This window comes from Deltaproteobacteria bacterium, assembly GCA_019308925.1.
Taxonomy (GTDB): Bacteria; Desulfobacterota; B13-G15; order B13-G15; family RBG-16-54-18; genus JAFDHG01.
Genome location: JAFDHG010000005.1, coordinates 13,462 through 34,851, shown reverse-complemented (window position 1 = coordinate 34,851; position 21,390 = coordinate 13,462). Strand labels below are relative to the sequence as shown.

General features: G+C 49.9%; 15 protein-coding genes. 6 read left to right on the top strand and 9 right to left on the bottom strand.

Features of this window, described 5'->3' with window-relative positions:
* Positions 1-101: 101 nt before the first annotated feature.
* The 7 genes from JRI46_01375 to JRI46_01345 all read right to left on the bottom strand — a co-directional run bounded on the left by JRI46_01375 (position 102) and on the right by JRI46_01345 (position 7,024).
* Positions 102-1,271 carry a hypothetical protein gene (locus JRI46_01375; protein MBW2038242.1) on the bottom strand — a complete coding sequence of 390 codons (1,170 nt, stop codon included), beginning with the start codon at positions 1,269-1,271 and terminating at the stop codon, positions 102-104.
* 40 nt (positions 1,272-1,311) lie between these two features.
* Complete coding sequence (locus JRI46_01370) at positions 1,312-2,367, bottom strand: hypothetical protein (protein ID MBW2038241.1); 1,056 nt, start codon at positions 2,365-2,367, stop codon at positions 1,312-1,314.
* Positions 2,368-2,664: 297 nt separating this feature from the next.
* A complete protein-coding gene (locus JRI46_01365) occupies positions 2,665-3,186 on the bottom strand; it encodes a hypothetical protein (GenBank protein MBW2038240.1) in 522 nt (173 codons plus the stop codon).
* Positions 3,187-3,377: 191 nt separating this feature from the next.
* On the bottom strand, positions 3,378-4,193 hold the full coding sequence (gene dapB / locus JRI46_01360; GenBank protein ID MBW2038239.1) for a 4-hydroxy-tetrahydrodipicolinate reductase: 816 nt from the start codon (positions 4,191-4,193) through the stop codon (positions 3,378-3,380).
* A 75-nt stretch (positions 4,194-4,268) separates the two neighbouring features.
* A complete protein-coding gene (gene cysK, locus JRI46_01355; protein ID MBW2038238.1) occupies positions 4,269-5,168 on the bottom strand; it encodes a cysteine synthase A in 900 nt (299 codons plus the stop codon).
* A 59-nt stretch (positions 5,169-5,227) separates the two neighbouring features.
* Positions 5,228-6,484, bottom strand: a complete 1,257-nt coding sequence (gene lysA, locus JRI46_01350) for a diaminopimelate decarboxylase (GenBank protein ID MBW2038237.1) — start codon at positions 6,482-6,484, stop codon at positions 5,228-5,230.
* Positions 6,485-6,553: 69 nt separating this feature from the next.
* Positions 6,554-7,024 carry an ATPase P gene (locus JRI46_01345; protein ID MBW2038236.1) on the bottom strand — a complete coding sequence of 157 codons (471 nt, stop codon included), beginning with the start codon at positions 7,022-7,024 and terminating at the stop codon, positions 6,554-6,556.
* Between the two features lie 279 nt (positions 7,025-7,303).
* Between JRI46_01345 and JRI46_01340 the strand changes: the two genes are divergently transcribed.
* The 4 genes from JRI46_01340 to rpoD all read left to right on the top strand — a co-directional run bounded on the left by JRI46_01340 (position 7,304) and on the right by rpoD (position 13,743).
* Positions 7,304-7,750, top strand: coding sequence for a GatB/YqeY domain-containing protein (locus tag JRI46_01340; protein MBW2038235.1), 447 nt, complete (start codon positions 7,304-7,306; stop codon positions 7,748-7,750).
* A gap of 128 nt (positions 7,751-7,878) precedes the next feature.
* A complete protein-coding gene (locus JRI46_01335; protein MBW2038234.1) occupies positions 7,879-10,230 on the top strand; it encodes an endonuclease MutS2 in 2,352 nt (783 codons plus the stop codon).
* Positions 10,231-10,234: 4 nt separating this feature from the next.
* Entirely contained in the window at positions 10,235-11,998 is a 1,764-nt protein-coding gene (locus JRI46_01330; GenBank protein MBW2038233.1) for a DNA primase, read from the top strand.
* Positions 11,999-12,030: 32 nt separating this feature from the next.
* On the top strand, positions 12,031-13,743 hold the full coding sequence (gene rpoD, locus JRI46_01325) for an RNA polymerase sigma factor RpoD (GenBank protein ID MBW2038232.1): 1,713 nt from the start codon (positions 12,031-12,033) through the stop codon (positions 13,741-13,743).
* Here rpoD and JRI46_01320 read toward each other — a convergent pair.
* The gene (locus JRI46_01320; protein MBW2038231.1) at positions 13,740-15,002 is read right to left on the bottom strand and encodes a histidine--tRNA ligase; all 1,263 of its coding nucleotides are present in this window, start codon (positions 15,000-15,002) and stop codon (positions 13,740-13,742) included. The genes rpoD and JRI46_01320 overlap by 4 nt on opposite strands.
* A gap of 331 nt (positions 15,003-15,333) precedes the next feature.
* On the opposite strand from JRI46_01320, the gene JRI46_01315 reads away from it, so the two are divergent.
* Complete coding sequence (locus tag JRI46_01315) at positions 15,334-16,539, top strand: diguanylate cyclase (GenBank protein ID MBW2038230.1); 1,206 nt, start codon at positions 15,334-15,336, stop codon at positions 16,537-16,539.
* A 46-nt stretch (positions 16,540-16,585) separates the two neighbouring features.
* Entirely contained in the window at positions 16,586-19,936 is a 3,351-nt protein-coding gene (locus JRI46_01310; protein ID MBW2038229.1) for a PAS domain S-box protein, read from the top strand.
* Here the strand turns inward: JRI46_01310 and JRI46_01305 are convergent.
* On the bottom strand, positions 19,836-21,233 hold the full coding sequence (locus JRI46_01305) for an insulinase family protein (protein ID MBW2038228.1): 1,398 nt from the start codon (positions 21,231-21,233) through the stop codon (positions 19,836-19,838). The genes JRI46_01310 and JRI46_01305 overlap by 101 nt on opposite strands.
* Positions 21,234-21,390: the final 157 nt, after the last annotated feature.

Genomic DNA, 21,390 nt, shown 5'->3' with positions numbered 1-21,390 from the left:
TCGACTTAGGAAAAATGGTGGATTTTTATTTAGGTAGTTTGCGACAAAAATCCTGCTTTATATTTGCCAAAATCAATAAATAAATCTGCCCCCTTTTCCTCCTATGAGGTTTGTAGCAACATGCTAGATTTTTCTGTTATTCCTCTTCTCATTGAATTTTCTATAAAGGTACTAATTTGAGATACTTGAACGGTGCCCATTGTTTTGTGAACAACTGCTCCAACACAAGTACCTGCAAGAAGCCCAACCCATACCGGTCCACCAATTGCTGATGCTGTAGCCAAAAAGGCACCAGTACCCACTCCCCCTTTAGCCAAGCCATTAACAAATTCAGAATAATCTCCTTTTTGTTTGGCATCAGCAAAAGATTTAGCCAAAGCGGTAAGGGCGACAACGGCCAAGACTGGGTTTGCACTCGCAATGGATGAAATTCCCAAGCTGCCGGCAAGACTTGAAAATTCTCTGACCTGCTTTTTGTTCCAATTCAATGCAACTGCGATAGTGCCAATAGAAGTACCAATAAGTTCGGTTGTATTGACATGAAGAAGGTCTGAAAACCAAGACTTTGGAATATGGAATGTGCTGTTCAAGGCACTAGCCACCTGATCATAGGACGACTTGGACCAATCAAATAAAGGAATACCTACAGAAGAAGACAAATCTTTTCCTAATGCAGTTGTATATCCCACGATCTCTTGCAAAAAAGAATCGTCAGGTGAGGCATCCTTTACCTTGTCCCACATTCCCCAAAGGGTGTGACTGCTATCGAAAAGCCTATGAAGATGACCTCCACCAATGTGGGTAGCAATATAAACTGCATCAGCAGCTTTATCATAAATAGATGGAATTCCTTCATTGAACATGTGACCAAGCCAAGACTCCATATTTCGGGAGAAATCTGATGCCAATATTGCATTAGTGAAAATAGCGGTGTGGTTTATTACCTTCTTACCACCCCTTCCTGCGGATTCATGGGCAGACGAGACATATTCCAAAATTGCTTTGCCTGTTGATGTTCCTATTAATTTTGATGATTTTATCGCCTTGGTCAATAAGGCATACCATCCTGGAATTTGTTGGTTACCCCAGGAAACTATCATTTTCCGAGCATCCCAGGCTGTTTTCGGAGTAAATATAATCATTTCACTAGTAGATCTTATAAAAGCTTCTGTTTTCTTCGATATGCTTTTATATGATTTTTTCTCAACCTCATGAGTTTTTCGACCAGTCTTAGCAAACACTTTCCCTTGCTTTTTTGGATGCTCTTCCATTCTTATCCTCTTTTCTCCATAGTTATGCAAATCCTAATGGCTAAAACTGACGACGTTCCTTTTTAATCCGCTTTTTCTCCCGCTCAGCTTCAGCTCGTTCTGCCGCGGTCTTCATTTTTATATACCTTTTGTGCATGTATTCAACATAATACCAAGCATTGTCAGTGCCGTCTTTGTCATGAAAATAACCTGCTATTATAGTTGCATTATCTGCTTTAAACTCAGCATAGATTATGTCTCCGATTAGGTTAAGCTTCTTTTTTACAAGGTGATATTTTTTGCTTAGATGATCAAAAATTATTTTGCGGGTAGTAAAAATAATACTCAATCTCATTTCAACATAAATAAGAATTCCTTCGGCATCAAAAATAAAATCAATATTCTCAAGCCCTTTAATACCTAAACTATCAATATTATCTGCTGGAAGACCCATATATGTTTTAGTATAAATTCCAGGGCCATGCGAAACTGATGATTTATATTCATCGTAAGGCACTTTTTTACTTCGAAGCAAAGCTCTAACTTCATTTACGGTCGCTTTACCAATAGTAAAACCAAGCGGTGAAGCAACCATAGCAGAGTAGACGTGTTGTTTCTTTGGTTTCTTCATTTGGATACGCATGCTTTTGGAAATCATGTATAGCTTTCCTGTTTTTGTATTTTTGTCATACTTTAGAATTATGTTGCTTTCAAAACCGAGCCAGGCATAAATTTCTTTAGGCGGCTTTGTCTTATGACCTACTCCAAATTTCGCAAAGACTGCATTTTTAACTTTCATAAAATTATGCAACCCTTTGGTAGTGATAGTAACCGCCAACAATTTCCCTTCCCAAAAACCATATTCAATACTTTCAACTTCAGCATCACCTATCTTTAACCCATCACCTTGCCTCAAATACCATTTTACTTGTCCCTCTTTAGTATATTCAGTTTCTAAATACTCCATACCACTCAAAGTAGATATATTAGCACCCCATTTAATACCTCTAAATCCTTTTGGTTCTGAACCAGGTTTAAATGGGAAGTTATTAGCAAAAACCAAACTCCCTATTAAAAGGAAAACTAACAAAAAGCATAAAATTCTAACCTTTTTCATTTTTTTCCTCCTTTTTCCCCATTCTAATAGTTTTTAAGCATAATTTGTGCCACAGTAGCGGTTCCAAAAAATCCATGGAATTTCTTGTTTGGAGGGGAGCGGGTAGGTTACCCTTCAGTGCATGTGACAATTTTTGCCAGCTTTAATGACCTATTTCGCTACCTTACTAGTAATCTCTCCTCATAGCTTGCATCAGAAGGGTTAAAATTATGCTTTGGAGTGTTCCGGGGACATAATACCAATTTTAAAACAATTGGCCGAAGGCCAAAATTAGTATTATGTCCCCAACTTTTTCCCCTATCTCAGTCTGTCACGTATCTCCGATGGGACCTTATCGGCCAGGTCCGGATACACTTCAACCAAACGCGCTATATCTGCCAAATCCTTCTGTCTCTTGCTCATCCGTCGCTGCTCATCAGAATACGCCCAAATCTTACCCTTGAGCACATCCTCCACCGTTGCCACCTTCATCTCATATCCCAATACGTTTATGATTGTTGCGTTGCGAATGAACTCCTGATATCGGGAGTCAGTCTGCAATTGTATCCGGAGATCAGACTCGCTACTGCTCAGATTTACGCTGTGGGCAAAACGCTCAATTTTGAAATGCTTTGTCACAGCCGCGCAGACCGCCTCAATGTCAGCTGCGGCGACTACGATATCTAAGTCCAAGCTGACGACAGGCTCGGCATATGCGTTGACGGCGAGTCCACCGATGACACAGTAGTCCGCACCAAGTTGGGATATTGTGTCAAGGAATACTTGAAGGACATCCGTCTTTCCGTTTGCTACAGCGTTTATAAACTCTTTCTTCGTCATGTCGTCCCCAAATTTGCGTGAACCTTAGATTATACTGCCTATATGCAGCTTTATATTACTGCATGATGAAATTCAGATTGGAATTATGTAATAAATTGCGTAACCTATTTTAAGGGTTGCCGATATATTCAAATCGGAAAATACTGAAAGCGAAATTAAGAATTGTCTACGGGTTCACCTATCAAGGTTTATCAGCTGCCAGCACCTTTAAACCCCAAGACATCCCCCATATCATAGAGACCGGGCTTCTGCCCTACTACCCACTTGGCGGCGCGGACCGCCCCCCTGGCAAAGGTATCCCTGGTATGTGCACGGTGAACTACCTCCATCCTCTCCCCTATTCCCCCGAAGATCACCGTGTGCTCCCCTACAATATCCCCAGCCCTGATTGTCTGAATCCCGATCTCCTCATTAGTGCGTTCCCCGATCATCCCCTTCCTGGCATAAACCCCTACCTTTTCTAAATCCCTTCCCAGGGCCCGGGCGATCACCTCCCCCAAACGCATGGCGGTCCCGCTGGGGGCGTCCTTTTTCAGGCGATGGTGGGCCTCGACGATCTCGACATCGTAGTCTTGTCCCAAGACCCGGGCAACCTCCTCCACTATCCTGAACATCAGATTTACCCCCACGCTCATATTGGGGGAGAGCACGCAGGGCATCTCTTTCGTAAGCCTCCGGACCTCTTCCATTTGTTCAGGTGAGAAACCAGTACTGCCCACCACCATGGGCTTTTGATACTGGGCGGCGACCTCCATGTTCCCCAAGGAGGCCTCAGCAGAGGTAAAGTCTATGATGACGTCACCATGCTGGATCACCGATTTCAGGTTATCCTCTATCCTCACTCCCAGCTCGCCTGAACCGGCCACCACTCCCACATCCTGTCCCAGAAAGGGGTGCCCGGCGGCCTCCACTGCCCCCTGGCAGGTTATACCTCCGGAGTTTTGGATGGCGTTCACGACCATACGCCCCATGCGGCCGCCCGCCCCCACTATGATTGCGTTAATCATCTCCCCACCTCAGAAGTTTTTTTTGGAAAAAATCGTATTTTTGGCTAAAAGCTGATTGCTAGCAGCTTTCAGCTTTTATATGAGGCTGGTGCTGAAGTACCTCTCTGCCCTGTCCGGCAGGACGGTGACGATATTCCCCCCTCCCCTTTCAGCCAATCTTATCGCGGCCCAGACATTGGCTCCGGAAGAGGTCCCCACCAGGAGCCCCTCCTCTCTGGCCAGCCGGCGTGTGGTCTCAATGGCATCCTCATCGGTTACCGTGACTACCCCATCAATAAGTGAAGTGTCCAGGACGGAAGGGACGAAGCCGTCGCCGATGCCCTGGATCTGATGAAGGCCTGGCTCATGGCCGAGCAGGGCGGCGCTGTTCTGGGGCTCTACAGCGATAATCTTAATCCGGCGGTTCATCTCCTTGAGAAATTTACCCACTCCTCCTAGGGTGCCGCCACTTCCCACTCCGGCAACAAAGAAGTCCACCTTCCCCTCCATCTGTTCCCATATCTCCGGAGCTGTGCTGAGGTAGTGGATCTCCGGGTTCTTGGGGTTTTCGAACTGCTGGGCGACGTAGATATCAGGATCTTTGGCAGCCAGTTCCATGGTCTTTTCCACCGCCCCTTGGATCCCTGCTTCTGCAGGGGTCAGGATCAGCTCCCCCCCGAAGGCCCGGATGATCTTCTTACGTTCCTCGCTCATGTTCTCCGGCATAACGATGATAACCCGATACCCCTTCTGTACCCCCACCAAGGTTATCCCGATGCCCGTATTCCCCGAAGACGGCTCCATGATGATGGAACTTTTCCTCAGTTTTCCCTCTTTCTCCGCCTCCTCAATGAGGTATTTGGCCACCCGTTCCTTGATGCTGCCTCCCGGGCTGAGGTACTCCGCCTTGGCGAATACATCGTATTGCGTCATCCTCTTCAGCCTCACCATGGGGGTATTACCCACAGCATCTAAGATAGTATCTAAGACCTTCAAGATATACCTTCCTCCCAAAGCCACCCTTGATAGACCATTCTAACTGCCCCCATCTCCAATCACCCCTCCAAAAAAGGAGGGATCCTTTCCCCCTGTATTAGATCTTCATAGGACTCCCGTTCCCTGATCAGATAGAATGCACCATCCCTTACCAAGACCTCCGGCACCCTGAGACGGGAGTTATAGTTAGAGGACATGGAGAACCCATAGGCCCCAGCGCTCATCACTGCCACCAGGTCCCCTGGCTCGAAACGGGGCATCAATCTGTCCTGGGCCAGAAAGTCGCCCGATTCGCAGATAGGCCCTACCATGTCAGCCACCATCTCATCCCCTGCTTTTTCCCTTACCGAGACGATCTCTTGATAGGCCCCATATAGGGTAGGTCGGACGAGGTCGTTCATGGCCGCATCGACAACAACAAAGTTCTTCTCCCCCTCTTTGTTATAGAGGACACGCGTAACCAGAATCCCGGCGTTGCCCACGATCACCCTGCCGGGCTCAAAGATGTAGGTGCAGGGCAAATCTTTCCCCTCCCCAATGATGGCCTGGGCATATTCCTGCGGATGTGGTGGTTCCTCTTGGTGATAAGTGATCCCTAACCCCCCTCCCAGATCCACGTATTCCACCTCTATTCCCTCTTGGCCCAGTCTCAGGGCCAGCTCTTTTACCCGCCTGAGGGCCTCTACAAAAGGTCCTACCTCGGTGAGCTGAGAGCCTATGTGGCAACTCACCCCCTTTATCGCTAGGTGAGGCAATTCATTGGCCTCCCTGTACCATTCCAGGGCCTGGTCGATATAGACCCCAAACTTGGCCTGCTTTATACCGGTGGCGATGTAGGGGTGGGTTTGAGGGTCGATCTCGGGATTGACTCGGAAGGAAATCGGGGCCTTGGTCCCCAATTTGGATGCGATGCCGTTGATGAGATGGAATTCCTGATAGGACTCCACATTGAGCATCAAGATCCCCTCCTGCAGGGCATACCTGATCTCATCCTCCCGTTTTCCCACCCCGGAATAGACGATCTTGGAAGGATCGGCCCCGGCACGCAGGGCTCGGAAGAGCTCTCCAGCAGAGACTACATCCACCCCACCTCCCAAGTTGATAAAGGTTTTGAGCACGGCCAAATTGGAATTGGCCTTGGCCGAGTAGCAGATCAGGTGGGGAAGTTCTCTGAAGGCCGAGTCAAAGGCCCGGAAGTGGCGGACCAGGGTCCGGTAACTGTAGAGATAGAAGGGGGTCCTTACCTCATGGGCTATCTCTTCCACTGATACCTCTTCGCAGTAGAGGAGACCGTCTTTGTGTTGAAAAAAGTGCATTTGCTACATCACCTTTAGAATTATCTTTTCATGATAACATATAAAGGGTCAAAATCAAACTTTCCCCTTCTATCCCCTGAGAGTCGCCCGCTGCCTGAGTGGCTTCAATATGAGGTCCAAGGCGTCCAAGACATCATTGACCACCGCATCGGCGTTGGAGATAGTCTCCTTGGCCGCCCCCTCCCTGCCAATGACGGCTATGCCCAGGGCCGCTTCCTTCACCATTAGGTGGTCGTTATATCCGTTTCCAACGGCGATGGTCCTTTGTGCCCCTATCTCCCTTATAAACCTCCCCTTCTGAGAGGCCTCTTGGCCTTTATCAAGCCTCACCAGTTCTGCCTTGGTGCGACCCAATCTTTCCTGGGCATCTCCCCGTGTATCGGCGCTGAGGATATATACCCTCAGCCTCTTGGCCAGGAGGTTGATCTTGTCTTTGACCTTGGCGGAGATTCTCCCGTCGATGGAGATGGTCCCGTTCAAATCCAAGACCAAAAACTCTATCTCATACTCCCCCCTGCCCGGTATCTCCATATGCAGCATACTTTCCTCCGTCGATAAGGTATTTTCCTTATTGGGGGTCTGGGGGCCAACGCCCCCAGAAAGATGTACCTATGGCACATCTCCGGAATCCCCTTAAAAAACCAGCCTTGACATTGAACAATATAATATTATCTATAATACAAAAACAACAATATTATGGAATAGCCTATTAAAACCTTAAAAAATGCACAAAATTTTTATATGTCAAAATCTTGACTTTTTTGTTTATGATGTTATAATTAATAGTTTAAATAAATAAAATTTTCTAAAGGGGTCTGTATGGGGATTAAAGAAAGATTGATGGAAGATATGAAAAGGACCCTCAAAGAAAAGAACAAATCGAGACTCTCGATTATCAGGTTGGCCCTAGCGGCCTTGCAGAACAAGGAGAAGGAGTTCCTTAGGGAACTATCCGAGGAGGAGATAATACAGGTAATATCCGGATTGGTAAAGAAGGGCAGGGAGTCCATAGAGCAGTTTAAAGCTGGGCAAAGGGACGACCTGGTGACCAAAGAAGAGAAGGAAATAGAAATCCTCCAGTCCTTTTTACCCAAACAACTCACTCCTGAAGAACTGGATGTGGAGATCTCCAAGGCATTGGAGGAGACAGGGGCCTCTACAACTAAGGACCTGGGGAAGGTTATGAAGATCTTGATGTCCCGGATTGCCGGCAGGGCTGAGGGAAGGGTAGTCAACGAGTTGGTTCGAAAGAGGCTTTCGGGGTAATCAGGAGACCCCAATTTCTTGCTTATTTAATCCGATCAGGTGACCCAAAAAAACTCAAGGAGGGTAATTAAAACCTATTTTCCCAAGGGGGGTGGTACCTCATTGTCCCCTTGGAAAGTATCCAAGAGATGGACGCCCACACTCTATTCTCTCTGGAGTTTTACGAGATAGTGAGTATCCTAAAAGGTTTTGCCTCCTCTGAGCTGGGCAGGAGGGAGTGCGAGGGGATCTGTCCCCTCTATAATCCCCAGCAGGTAGAGGGGCTACTTACGGAGGTAACGGAGCTCAAAGAAGTCCTAGAAGGAGGGGCGGATCTTCCCCTGCACGGAATGGAAGACATCGAACCCATCCTCCAGCGCACCCGAGTTGAGGGGGCAATTCTCACAACCCAAGAGCTCTGGAAGGTAGCCGCTTCAGTTAAGACGTCCAACTCTCTGAAGGGATTTCTCCGACATCTAGGGGAGCGCTTTGCTAGGTTGAAGGGCATAGGGGAGGAGTTCTTTGCCCCTGGGCAACTGGCCCAAGAGATAGAGGGGGCCATTGGCCCAGGGGGTGAGATATATGATGAGGCCAGCCCCCATCTGAAAGAGGTCAGGGGGAGGATAAAAAGGGTCCGTGGGGTCATTCAGGAGAGGTTGGAGCTCCTTTTACGACGCAAGGAGTTAAAGGGGGCCCTTCAGGATGAGGTAATCACCCAACGGAACGGCCGCTATTTGATCCTGATAAGGGCCGATTTCAAGGGGAGGGTGAAGGGGATCGTGCACGACTACTCCCACTCCAGGATGAGCCTCTACGTGGAGCCTATGGGGGTGGTGGAGTTCAACAACGAGTTAAACGTCCTGCAAAGAGAGGAGGAAGAAGAGGAGGAAAAGGTCCTCAGGAGGCTGACCGCTTTGGCCCGAGAGCACAGGGAGGAGCTCCTCCACGATCTGGCCATGCAGGGGAGGGTGGATGCTATCTATGCCAAGGCCAGATTTAGCATCTATCTCCATGGTACCCAGCCCGCCTTAAACACAGAGGGACGGGTGAAACTGATGGCCGCGAGGCACCCCTTGTTGATCCAGGCCCAGCAGGAGGGGGGCCAGGTAGTCCCCATAGATCTGCACCTGGACCAAGGTCAGAGGATCCTGGTGATCAGTGGGGCCAATACGGGGGGGAAGACCGTGGCCCTGAAGACCTTAGGCCTTCTGTCCCTTATGGTCCAAGCGGGGTTGCACATCCCCGCTGCCCCAGACAGTGAGGTGAATCTATTCCAAGACATATTCGCCTATATTGGGGATGAACAGAATCTACAAGAACATCTCAGTACCTTTTCCTCCTTTATCCTGTGGTTGAATCGAGTCTTGGATAGTATAGATGACAGCTCCTTACTGTTCATAGATGAAATCGGGGTCGGGACAGAGTACTCCCAGGGGGCGGCCCTGGCCATGGGACTATTGGATTACATCCGGCAGAAAGGTGGATATGCCGTGGTCACCAGTCACTTCAACCCCCTGAAGGCCTATGCCTATCGCCATGGGGATGTGGCGAACGTGGCCGTAGAGTTTGATCAGGATACCCTCAAACCCACCTATCGTCTTCTATACGGGAGACCAGGGACGAGTCAGACCTTCCTCATAGCAGAGAGGCTGGGTCTAAAGGGAGAGGTCTTGGATAGGGCAAGAGGTTATCAGGAAGGGGTACAAGGCGATCTGGAACATCTCATGGGGGAGCTGGAACACCTGCACCGGGGCCTGGAGAGGGAGAGGGCAGAGGCGACCCGAGCCAGAGAGGAGGCTATGCAGGAACGAGAGCGGTTGCGCCGGGCGGCAGAGGAGATCCAGGAGAGGAGAAAGAAGATCATCAATAAAACCAAGGAAGAGGGAAAGAGGATCATTAGTTCACTGGAGGCGCGTCTCAGGGAGGTCTTAAAGAAGGCCGAGGAGAGGAAGGAGAGGGTACCGGAGTTAAAGGGGCGGGCTAAGCGTATAAAAGAGGACTTCATGGGCCACTTCCCCAAGAGGAGGCGAAGGGGAGGGGGTGAAGAGATCAGAGAGGGGGACCGGGTGGAGGTCATATACCTGTGCAAGGAGGGGGTGGTGGTGGAGCTTTCCCATGATCCCTCCCGGGCAGAAGTATCGATTGGCGGGATACGGGTCAAGGCCCCCCTAGAGGAGCTGAGGTTCGTCTCCCGGGGGGAGGAGGCAAGGCAGCAGGAGGTAGGTTATCAACTCGCCCTGGAGTCCTTGGATCTCCCTCCCTATGGGGAGTTGAACGTGATCGGTTTGAGGGTGGATGAAACCCTCCCCAAGGTGGACAAATTTTTGGATGACGCCCTCTTAAAGGGATGGCAAAGGGTCCATATCATCCATGGAATTGGATCAGGGAGATTGAGGGAGGCGATACAAGGGCATCTGAAGGGGCATAGGTGGGTGAAGGGGTTCAGGGCAGCGGAATTGAGAGAAGGTGGCGTGGGGGTCACCGTAGTAGAGTTGAGGTAAGGGGATGGGTGGGTTAATCCCCGATGAGGTCCTGGAGGTGATCAGGGAGCGGGCGAATATCGTGGAGGTGATCTCCGATTATGTGGCTCTAAAAAAGGCAGGAAGGAACCATAAAGGGCTTTGTCCCTTTCACCAGGAAAAGACCCCTTCTTTTATGGTGAATGAAGAGAAACAGCTATTCCATTGTTTCGGGTGTGGAGTCGGAGGGAATGTCTTCACTTTCCTCATGAAGTACGAGCAGATCTCCTTTGCGGAGGCGGCCAAGGCCCTGGCCCAAAGGTATGGGGTAAAAATACCCGAGGGCAGGATGACGGCAAGGGATGAGAGGAGGGAGAATCTATTTAAGATCAACGCCTTGGCCTTGGAGTTTTACGTCCACCAAATAATGGAGGGGAGGGAGGGCAAAATCGCCAGAGACTATCTGGAGCGCAGAGGGATAGATAGAGGTGTCCGGAAGGAGTACGTAATCGGATATGCACCCTCCCGATGGGATGCCCTCGTGACCCATCTCAAGGGGAAAGGGGTGAATTTAAAAGAGGCAGAGACCCTAGGTCTCATCATCCCCAAGAAAGAGGGGTGGTATGATAGGTTTCGCGGGAGGATCATCTTTCCCATCTTTGACCTGCGGGACAGGGTGATCGGGTTCGGGGGCCGGGTCCTGGATGAAAAAGGGGAACCTAAATACCTTAACTCCCCGGAATCGTCCCTCTATAAGAAGGGGGAAAACTATTACGGACTGAATATCGCCAGAAAGTACGTCCAGAAAGAGGGAGAAAGGGTCTTCATCGTGGAGGGATATTTTGACCTGCTCAGTATGTCGCAGAGAGGTGTAAAGAACGTGGTGGCTACCTTGGGGACTGCCCTCACCCCTAGGCAGGTAAGGTTGTTGCGAAGATTTGGGAAGGAGTTTTCCCTCCTCTTCGACCCCGATGAAGCCGGCAGAAAGGCAACCCTCAGGGCCTTGGAGATTTTCATCCAGGAGGATGCATTTCCAACGGTTATCCCTTTACCTGATGGACTGGACCCAGATGGCTATTTTCAAAAAGGGCTTTCCCCCCAGGCCCTATGGGAAAGGGCAGTTCCGGGGGTGGAATACGCCATGGAGGCCTTGATGGAGGGGTATGACCTGGGCGAAGTAGAAGGCAGGGCCAAGGCAGTAGAGGCCACCCTCCCTTTTCTCCTCCAGATCAAGGATGGGGTGCGCAGGGACCTCTATCTCAAGCGCCTGGCCAAGGTGGTGAGGGTGGAGGAGAGGGAAATTCGAGATGCTGCCCTCAAAATGCACAAAGGGAGGAAAGAGGACACAGATAAGGGGTTGATCACCAGGATACACATATCGACGGGGAAAAAGTTGGTGCAGATGATGATCCAACACCCGGAGTTTATCCCCATGGTGGCCCAAGAGGGGGTAGTGGATGGGCTAGAGGACCAAAATCTCCGGGCCATAGCCGACTTGGTGATCCATGATTTCCAACTCCACAGCGACCTATCCCTGGACAGATTATCTCCTCAATTGGAGGAGAAGGGGGTGAGTGAAATGGCCTTCAATCTGGCCTTTCAGGAAGAGGAGATGGAGGAAGGAATGGCAGAAAGGATCGTTGTGGACTGCCTTCACAAAATCAAGGCGAAGGTGCTTAAAAAAGAGCTAGAGGGACTCACTAAAAGGATCGAAGAGGCACAGGCAAAGGGGGATGAGGCCCTGTTGGACTCTTTGTTGTTGCGCAAACAAACCCTAAAACTTCAGGAAAAGGGGTTAGATAGATCTTAATTGCAAATTTTAATTAAAAATTATGGTAAAATATGAAGAAAAGATTAAAAAAGGAGAAAAAGATCATGACCTTGAAGGATAAAGGGCTTCTCGATTTTTATGGGGTTGATGAGATCACGACCTCGGATAATGTCTCCTCTGAACAATTGGAAGATATGTTGGCGGTGTTCAATGAGGTGGATATCGAAGTCATCGACGATGAGAAGGAAGTGGGCGTGGAGAAGGTGGAGGAGGAGTTCATCGAAGAGGAGAAGGGAGGAAAGGAGGTTGAGGACTTTGATCTCATCGGCAGGACCAGTGATCCTGTGAGGTTATACCTCCGGGAAATGGGGCGGGTGCCGCTCTTGACCAGAGAAGGGGAAGTGGCCATTGCCAAGAGGATAGAGGAGGGTAAGAAGGAGGTAATCAGGGTCATCCTTAATTGCCCTGTGACGGTGAAGGAGGTATTGAACATGGGCGAGTGGCTCCGTCAGGGGAGGATAGCCATCAAGGACGTCACCAATGACGTCGAGGATGACGAAGGTTACGTCGAGGAGGAGCTTTACAGAGAGAAGATTCTGAGGATCATGGATCAGGTAAGCCTCCTCGATGAGGAAATTCAGAGGTTGAAGACAAGGGGGGAGGCTGCTGAGGAAGAACTGCAGAGGAAACGGGAGGAGATGGTCACGCTCCTCACCCAGATAAACCTCAAGGAGCGCCAGGTAGAGGCCATCATAGATAAATTGAGGGGGTTGGTGCGCAGGATCGAGAAGGCAGAGGAAGAACTGGCCACGATGGGCAGAAGGTTGGGGGTGCCCCCACAGAAGTTGAGATCTTTTCTGCGAGAGCTGAAGAGGAACCCCGGGAGGAAAAAGTCACTCTTCAAGAAAAAGAGGCTAAACGAAAAGGAGTTCGTGGAACTGGAAAAGGGGGTGAAGAATACCTATCGGAAGATCCAGCGGATTGAACAGGAGGCTGCCCTCTCTGCAGCGGATCTGCAAAAGGCTGTTAGAGATATCCGTCACGGAGAGGCCATGGCCAAGGAGGCAAAGAATGAATTGGCCAAGGCCAACCTGAGGTTGGTGGTGAGCATCGCTAAAAAATACACCAACCGAGGTCTTCAATTTCTCGATCTCATCCAGGAGGGCAACATCGGTCTGATGAAGGCCGTGGACAAATTTGAGTATACCCGGGGTTACAAATTCAGCACCTATGCCACGTGGTGGATCCGGCAGGCAATCACTAGGGCGATCGCCGACCAAGCCAGGACCATCAGGATCCCCGTGCATATGATCGAAACCATCAACAAGTTGATCAGGACATCCCGTTATCTCGTTCAGGAACTGGGGCAGGAGCCCAACCCAGAAGAGATCGCCGAGAGGATGGAGATGCCCGTGGACAAGGTGCGCAAGATCCTCAAGATAGCTAAAGAACCTATCTCTTTGGAGACCCCGATAGGGGAGGATGAAGACAGCCACCTAGGGGATTTCATCGAAGATAAAAAGGCCATCTCCCCTGGTGAGGCCACCGTCACCAAAAACTTGCTTGATCAGGTCAAGAATGTCCTGACCACCCTCACCCCTAGGGAGGAAAAGGTCTTGAGAATGAGATTTGGCATTGGGGAGAAATACGATCACACCTTAGAAGAGGTGGGACAGGATTTCTCCGTCACCAGGGAAAGGATCCGCCAGATTGAGGCCAAGGCCCTGCGCAAACTGCGACATCCCAGCAGGAGCAAAAAGTTGAAGAGCTTTACGGATCATTAAAGAGATCCCCTTCCCACTCGGCTGATCACCTCCTCGAAGACGGATGGGAGGGGGATCTCCTGTTGGCTACTTTCTTTCATGTCCCTGAGGATCGCCTTCCCCCTGCGCAGTTCGTCCTCCCCGATAATCAGCACATAGCAAGCGCCGAATTTATTCGCCCTGCGCATCTGCGCCTTGAGGCTTCGCCCTTCGTAGTCGATCATTGCCCTCACCCCGGCCAAGTTAAGCCTGTAACTCAAGCTGAAGGCTTCCCTTTGAGCCCCCTCTCCTAAGGCGGCGATGAACAATGGTGGGCCATAAGGGGAAGGCTTCTCAGGCAGGATAAGCAGAAGACGCTCCATCCCGATGGAGAAGCCGATACCGGGGATATTCGGCCCTCCCAACTCCTCTATGAGGTGGTCATATCTTCCCCCGCCGGCGACGGCGTTTTGTGCCCCCAGGCCCTCTGCCACTACCTCAAAGGCGGTCTTGGTGTAATAGTCCAACCCCCGCACCATCCTGGGGTTTACCCTATAGGGGACATCTAGGGCCTCCATATATGTCTTTACCCCGGCGAAATGCTCGGCGCATTCCTGGCAAAGATAACTCCCTACGAGGGGGGCCTCTGACATCACCTCTTGGCACCCCTGGACCTTGCAGTCGAATGACCGCAGGGGGTTTATCTCCATCCTCCTCTGGCAATCTGAACAGAGCTGGGAGAGATGATCTCTGAGGAAGGCCCGTAAGTCCTCCTTGTAGGGGAGGCGGCAGCGGGGACAGCCAAGGGAGGTGATCTGCAATTCGCAACCCTTGACCCCCAAGATGGACAAATAGTGCATCAATATGGCCATGACCTCGGCATCTATCATGGGGTGGGAGATCCCGAAGACCTCCACATTTATCTGGTGAAACTGGCGATATCTCCCCATTTGTGGCTTCTCATGCCTGAACATGGGGCCGATAGAGTAGAGCTTGGCCATCGGGTCAAAGGCATACATCTTGTGCTCTATATAGGCCCTGGCCATGGAGGCAGTGGCCTCAGGGCGCAGCGTGATAAGATCTCCGCTGCGGTCAGTAAAGGTATACATCTCCTTCTCCACGATATCCGTCTCCTCACCGATGCTCCGTGAGAAGAGCTCTGTCACCTCCAGGACGGGCACCCTTATCTCGGAGAAGCCGAACCCCTCCAGGACCTCCCGGGCGCGTTCCTCCAGCACCCTCCACCGCCCGGTCTCAGGAGGAAGGATATCGCTGAACCCCTTGATGGCCTTTAGCTCCAACTAATCTCCCCTCTACAAATATCTCTAAGCCTTTTATACCAAATAATGGGAAAAGTCAAACCTCACTATTCTCCAGATTGTGAACACAAAATTGTCAGGTGACAAAAAATGTCCCCCCGATGAATAATAATAAAGCTATTTTTCTCTTAATTTTATAACCTATTAATTTCTAAAAGATTTTTACTTTGGAGAAAAATCCTCAAATTTGGCATAAAAAGTGCAGAAAATCTAAGGAAGCCTTTGTTTTTTCTTTAACATTTAATGAGTTAAAATCTTTAGTTTTTTAAGGGGAAGGGATGGGAGTTGCTGCCAGCGCTAGGAGGACGAATGCATGGATGTAACATTTGTTCTAATTGCTCTAGTAATTTCTATTCTGCTTCAATTTGCAGCAGCGTTTTTTGCTTTGAGGTTGATCTGGATCACCGGGAGACGCAGAGCGTGGGCATTAATTGCGATCGCCCTTTCCTTTATGGCCGTCCGGCGCTGCATCCCATTATTCCGGTTGATCTCTGGTGACTTGTCCCACATACCTGACTTATCAGCCGAATTGGTTGCGCTTGCCACATCGGTACTCATGGTGACCGGAGTGGCTTGGATTGCTCCCCTTTTTCTCTTCATCAAACGCTCAGAGAAGGCGCTTCGGGAATCGGAGGAGAAGTATCGCTCATTGGTGGAGTTTACCGAAGATTCCGTATATCTAGTAGACAGGAATTGCCGGTATCTGTTCATGAACGAAAAATGTCTATCAAGACTTCGCCTGCCGATAGATAAAGTCATAGGTAGAAAATACGGTGAGTTCCATTCGCCGGAAGAAGAGAAGGAGTTTGCTAAGAAGGTCGAAGAGGTATTCGAAACTGGCAAGTCCCTCCAGTATGAACATAGAAGCCTCAGAGACGGTAGATATTTCCTCAGGACGTTAAGCCCTGTTAAAGAACCTGATGGAAGGACAACGGCCGTAACTGTGATTTCAAAAGACATCACCGAGCGCAAAAAGGCGGAGCAACAACTCGCCTTTATGGCCACCCACGATCCGCTGACCGGCCTGCCCAACCGAATACTGTTCAATGACCGTCTCACGCTGGCGCTCGCTCAAGCACAGCGTAACCGACAAAAGCTGGTCGTGATGTTTCTCGACCTGGATCGATTCAAGGACATCAATGATAAGCTGGGGCACAACGTAGGGGACAAGCTGCTGCAAGCTGTTGGCGATCGACTAAAAAGCCTTCTGCGCAAGAGCGATACTGTTGCCCGCATGGGGGGCGACGAATTTTTGCTGTTGTTACCAGAAATAGCCCGGATGGAAGATTCGTCTAAGGTTGCTCGCAAGGTTCTGGAAGCCTTTCATGAACCCTTTGTGTTTAATGGCCACGGACTCCGTATTACCACCAGCATTGGGGTTGCCATCTTTCCCAATGATGGTGAAGATGGTGATATCTTAATGAAGAATGCCGATATCGCCATGTACCGTGCCAAGGAACAGGGCCGTGACAACTACCAACGCTACACTCCGGCTATGAACGCTGAGGCCTTGAATTGAGTGGTAATGGTTATTTAGGCCCTCATTAGGGTTTAGGGAAAAAAGAATGAAAGTTGCTGCCAAAAAGATAAACAAACGTAGGCAAGGCACCATAGGGGACATCTCCGAACGCCTGTCTGCCGAACAGGCAGGCAAGCGGGCTGATGATGCATTGTTGAATGCCGAAGAAGAGTTAAAAGCGATTTTTGACGGTGTCAAAGACGGCATAGCTTTACTTGATATTACGGGTAAGGTCATCAAAATTAACAAAAGGGTAGTAGAGGTCGGAGGGTATACCGAAGAAGAGATTGTTGGAAAACGACTTAAACTTTTAAAGATGTTCACTCCCCCAAGCATTGCAAAGATGCTCTCTGTTTTTGCCAAGACAATTTCAGGTCAACAGGTTCCCCCTTTTGAAGTGGAAGTTTATACCAAAAATGGTGAAAAGCTGAACCTTGAAATTCACGGTTCTCTTTTTAAAAAAGGAGAAAAGGTTGTGGGAGTTGTTGCGATTACGAGAGACATCACCGAGCGCAAGAAGGCAGAAGAGGAACTTAGGGAATCTGAGGAGAAACTTCAATACCTAATTAACAATACGCAGGATATTATTTTCCATATGGACTTGGAAGGGAACTATATCTTTGGGAATAAAGCTGCTGAATGGATAACGGGCTATCCTCTTGATAAATTACTCAAAATGAATATGAGTGAGTTGATAGCGCCAGAATATCAACGATTCGTGTTCGGACAAATGAAGGAGAGAATCGCAGTTAAGTCTTTAAGACAACCGTTTGACTTTGAAATCGTGCATAAAGATGGCCATAGAGTTACATTGGAATTAACCGCCACCGGGATTCATGACAGAAATGGAGAATTGATAGGTGTTCAGGGCATTGCTCGTGACATCACCGACCGCAAGCGGGCCGAGGAGGCGCTTAAGGAGTCTGAAGAAAGATACCGGACGCTAGTGGAGAGTTCTACTGATGCCATCTTGATAATGGATAAGGAAAGGAATGTACTCACCTGCAATCAGGCCTTCCTCCATCTATTTGGCTATAAGAAAAGAGAAATTGAAGGTAAATCAATAAGGATCATCCATCGATCAGATAAAAGCTTCCGTGCTTTTGGAGACAGTGCCTATCCAGTAATTGAGAGGGTTGGTTCCTTCAGGGGAGAGTGGGAGTTTGTCCGTCAGGATGGCACAATCTTTCCTGTGGAGACGGTCACATCGGCCATAAAATCACCTGATGGATCGATAAGGGGTTATATAGCCACCATCAGGGATATTACCGAGCGCAGACAAGCTGAACACGAACTGCAGAAGAGTGAGAGAAGGTTTAAAGATATCGTAGAGAATGCTTTGGAGTGGATTTGGGAGGTCGACACTAAAGGAAAATACACTTACGCGAGTCCTGTTGTCGAGAAAATTCTAGGGTATAAGCCTAAGGAAATACTTAAAAAACATTTTTATGACCTATTCCCTCCTGAAGATCGGGAAGAACTGAAGAAGGCGGCCTTTGAGGTGTTCGCCAAAAAGCAGCCTTTCCGTGAATTCATGAACCGGAACGTGCGCAAGGACGGCAAAATAGTCTGGCTCTCGACGAGCGGAGTTCCCATGCTCGATGAGAAAGGAAACCTTCTTGGATACAGAGGCGCAGACATTGACATCACCGAGCGCAAGCGGGCCGAGGAAGCGCTGCAAGAGAGTGAGGAGAGATACCGTACCCTCTTCGAGCAGTCCAGGGACGCGATCTATATTACCACCCGAGAGGGCAAGTTCATTGACGCCAACCAATCTATGTTGGATCTGTTTGGCTATACCAGAGAAGAGATGACAGGATTGAACGCACGACAAATATATTTTGATCCTAAAGACGGACGCAGGTTTCAGAAGGAGATAGAACAAAAGGGATTTGTTAGGGACTACGAGGTAAAGTTACGTAAGAAGGATGGGACAGAGATGGACTGCCTGTTCAATGTGGGTGTACGGCGGGCCAATGATGGAAGCGTTCTGACATACCAGGGTATCATCCGGGACATCACCGAGCGCAAGCGGATCGAGGAGGCCATTGTACGGGCCAAGCGGGAGTGGGAGTCCACCTTTGACACCATTGAGGAGATAATCTTTTTGACCGATGCCGAGGAGCGGATCAAGAGGGTCAATTGGGCCATGGCAAGAAAGATCGGAGTCGAACCGAGAGACCTCATCGGGAAAAGTTGTCAGGAAGCCCTCTCTTGTAGTCATGCCGGAACAGAACGTTGTCACCTCTGGAGAATTAAGATGAAAAAGGCCCTTACCCCATGCGAGCTTGAATTTCCCTCTCTGGGCATCTGGGCAAGGGCCACGGCCTATCCCTCATATGCTTCCGATGGCAAACTCGATTATATAGTCCACATTTATCGGGACATCACCGAAGAGAAAGAGGCTGAGGAGGCCCTTCGGAAGACAGAGGAGCGTCTGCGCATCATCTTGCAGGGGGCCAGCGATGGCTTTACCTATGTGGACCGGAATGGGGTTATCCGCTTTGTCAACGATAGGATGAAGGAGATCCTCGCGGATCCACATCCTGAGGGAAAACCCATCAGTGCATTTTATGATGAAGAGAACCAAAAGATCTTGGCCCGACACCTTAAACAGAGGTGGAAGGGGAAGGGGACCGTCTATGAGACCGTGCTGACGGACTTGACAGGCCAGAAACACTATTTGCTGGTGAGCGGCACCCCCTCCCGCAATAAGGATAATGTTATTCAGGGGGCCTTCGGCATCTATCAAGATATGACCCAGGAGAAAGAGACTCAAAAGGCCTTATTGGAGTATGAAGAGGCATTGAATAGGAGCTTCTTCGGCACTGCTGAGGCCTTATCAAAGGTCATTGAGAATAGGGATCCCTATACCAGCGGTCATTCGGCCGGGGTGGCAAGACTCGCGACGGCCATGGCCCGCATGATGGGGTTTCCCGAAGAGGAGGTCACGGGGATCTATATATCTGGCATCCTCCATGATATCGGCAAAATGGCCGTACCAGTGGAGATCTTGGTCAAGCCCGGGAGGCTCACTGAACTGGAGATGACCATGATACGGATGCACCCTCAAGAGGGTTACGATATCCTCAAGGAGATCGATTTCCCCTGGCCAGTGTCCCAGATCACCCTCCAACACCATGAGCGGATGGATGGCTCGGGCTATCCGCAGGGTTTGAAAGGGGAGGAGATCACCCTTGAGGCCCGTATCATGGCAGTGGCCGATGTAGTGGATGCGATGACCCACCATCGTCCCTACCGTCCTGCCTTTAGCCTGGAAGAGACCATGGAGGAACTCAGCCAGGGGAGGGGAAGGCTATACGACCCGCAAGTGGTAGATGTCTGTTTGAAGGTATTGGAGAAAGGCCAACCCCTGTCACCTCAGAGTATTCGATGAGCTCTACCTCGCCAAAATTTCGCAGTGGCTCCAGGAAGTCCTCGGCCCTGCCCACTACTACAATGATGAGGTCTTCTGGATGGAGATAGGTGCAGGCCAGCTTGTTGACCTCCTCTAGGGTGACCTGCTTGATGGCCTCCTGGTAACAGGAGAGATAATCGAAGGGGATATCGTAAAGCTCCAGTTCCAGGATCTCCTTGGCCATCTGCCCAGGGGTCTCCAACTTCAAGGGGAAGCTCCCCATGAAATAGTTCTTCGCTTCCTCAAGCTCCTGGGCCCTTGTCCCCTCCTTGATAAACTCCCCCATCATCTTTAGGATCTCCTCTATTACTGACAGGGTATTGGCTGTCGGGGTAAAGGTGGAGATGATAAAGGGCCCATCTATGCGGCCGGCCTTAAATGAGCTTGTGACACCATAGGTGTATCCCTTCTCGGCCCTTATCCGCTGCATTAGCCGGGAGGAGAATCCCCCCCCACCGAAGATATAGTTCATCACCTTGAAAGGGATATAATCTTCATCTTTTCTATTGATCCCCAGCAGGCCCAGCCTTATCTGACTCTGGGTAAGGTCAGGACGGTCCACCACGATTATCCTCCTCCCCTGGGGTCTTGCAGGTGTTGGTATCTGATCGTCAACCCCCCCCTCGGCCTTCCACCCCCCAAAGAGGCCCTCGGCCTCCTTTGATATCTCCTCTGGGCTGATATCGCCGACCACCAGCAGTACAGTATCTCCAGGGGAATAACGACGGAGATAAAAAGACCTGGGGTCTCCTTCCTCCAAACCCTGGAGGGAGGGGATGGTACCGTAGGTGGGATGTGCATAAGGGGTCCCTACTAGGAGGTGCTGGATGATCATTTCGTCGGCGATGACCTCTGTCTGGTCCCGCTGTTGGATCAAGCGGGAGATCCTCCTCTGCTGGGATTGCCCCATCTCCTGCTGCGAAAAGGCGGGCCTCAGGAGCATATCGCCCAACAAGTCCATCAAAGTAGTAAAATCCCCTGATAGCCCCAAGGTCTCCAAAAAAGAGGCGTCCCAACCAGAACTGGCGGAATACCTCGCCCCCAACCTTTCCATCTCCAGGGCCAGCCCCTGGCTGTCCCTCCCCTTTGTGCCGAGGGTCAACATCTCGGCGGTAAGGTCAGCCAGACCCTCTTTTCCCTCGGGATCCCTCTCAGCCCCCCTCTTTATCATCAATGTGATATGGACCAAAGGTAACCTGCGATATTCCAAGCTCATCACCGTTAGGCCATTGGGGAGACGCAACTTTTTTATGTTCGATTCTTGCAAAGGAAACACTTTTCGTTCCTATTCAAAATGAAGGGTTCTAGGATTCCAGGATTCAAGGGCTTGCGGCGAACTCCCTTCGGTCTGAGCGTTCGACTGAGCTCACGCCGAAGTCTCAGGGTCGAAGACAGCCGAGCGATTCGAGTATATTTCACTTGACCACTGGAAT

Bases quoted from the DNA above. Each gene is read 5' to 3' on its own strand.
- JRI46_01345 (MBW2038236.1), bottom strand. From the start codon at position 7,024: ATGCTGCATATGGAGATACCGGGCAGGGGGGAGTATGAGATAGAGTTT.
- rpoD (MBW2038232.1), top strand. From the start codon at position 12,031: ATGAAGAAAAGATTAAAAAAGGAGAAAAAGATCATGACCTTGAAGGAT.
- JRI46_01370 (MBW2038241.1), bottom strand. From the start codon at position 2,367: ATGAAAAAGGTTAGAATTTTATGCTTTTTGTTAGTTTTCCTTTTAATA.
- dapB (MBW2038239.1), bottom strand. From the start codon at position 4,193: ATGATTAACGCAATCATAGTGGGGGCGGGCGGCCGCATGGGGCGTATG.
- JRI46_01340 (MBW2038235.1), top strand. From the start codon at position 7,304: ATGGGGATTAAAGAAAGATTGATGGAAGATATGAAAAGGACCCTCAAA.
- lysA (MBW2038237.1), bottom strand. From the start codon at position 6,484: ATGCACTTTTTTCAACACAAAGACGGTCTCCTCTACTGCGAAGAGGTA.
- JRI46_01310 (MBW2038229.1), top strand. From the start codon at position 16,586: ATGAAAGTTGCTGCCAAAAAGATAAACAAACGTAGGCAAGGCACCATA.
- JRI46_01375 (MBW2038242.1), bottom strand. From the start codon at position 1,271: ATGGAAGAGCATCCAAAAAAGCAAGGGAAAGTGTTTGCTAAGACTGGT.
- JRI46_01335 (MBW2038234.1), top strand. From the start codon at position 7,879: ATGGACGCCCACACTCTATTCTCTCTGGAGTTTTACGAGATAGTGAGT.
- JRI46_01315 (MBW2038230.1), top strand. From the start codon at position 15,334: ATGGATGTAACATTTGTTCTAATTGCTCTAGTAATTTCTATTCTGCTT.
- JRI46_01330 (MBW2038233.1), top strand. From the start codon at position 10,235: ATGGGTGGGTTAATCCCCGATGAGGTCCTGGAGGTGATCAGGGAGCGG.
- JRI46_01365 (MBW2038240.1), bottom strand. From the start codon at position 3,186: ATGACGAAGAAAGAGTTTATAAACGCTGTAGCAAACGGAAAGACGGAT.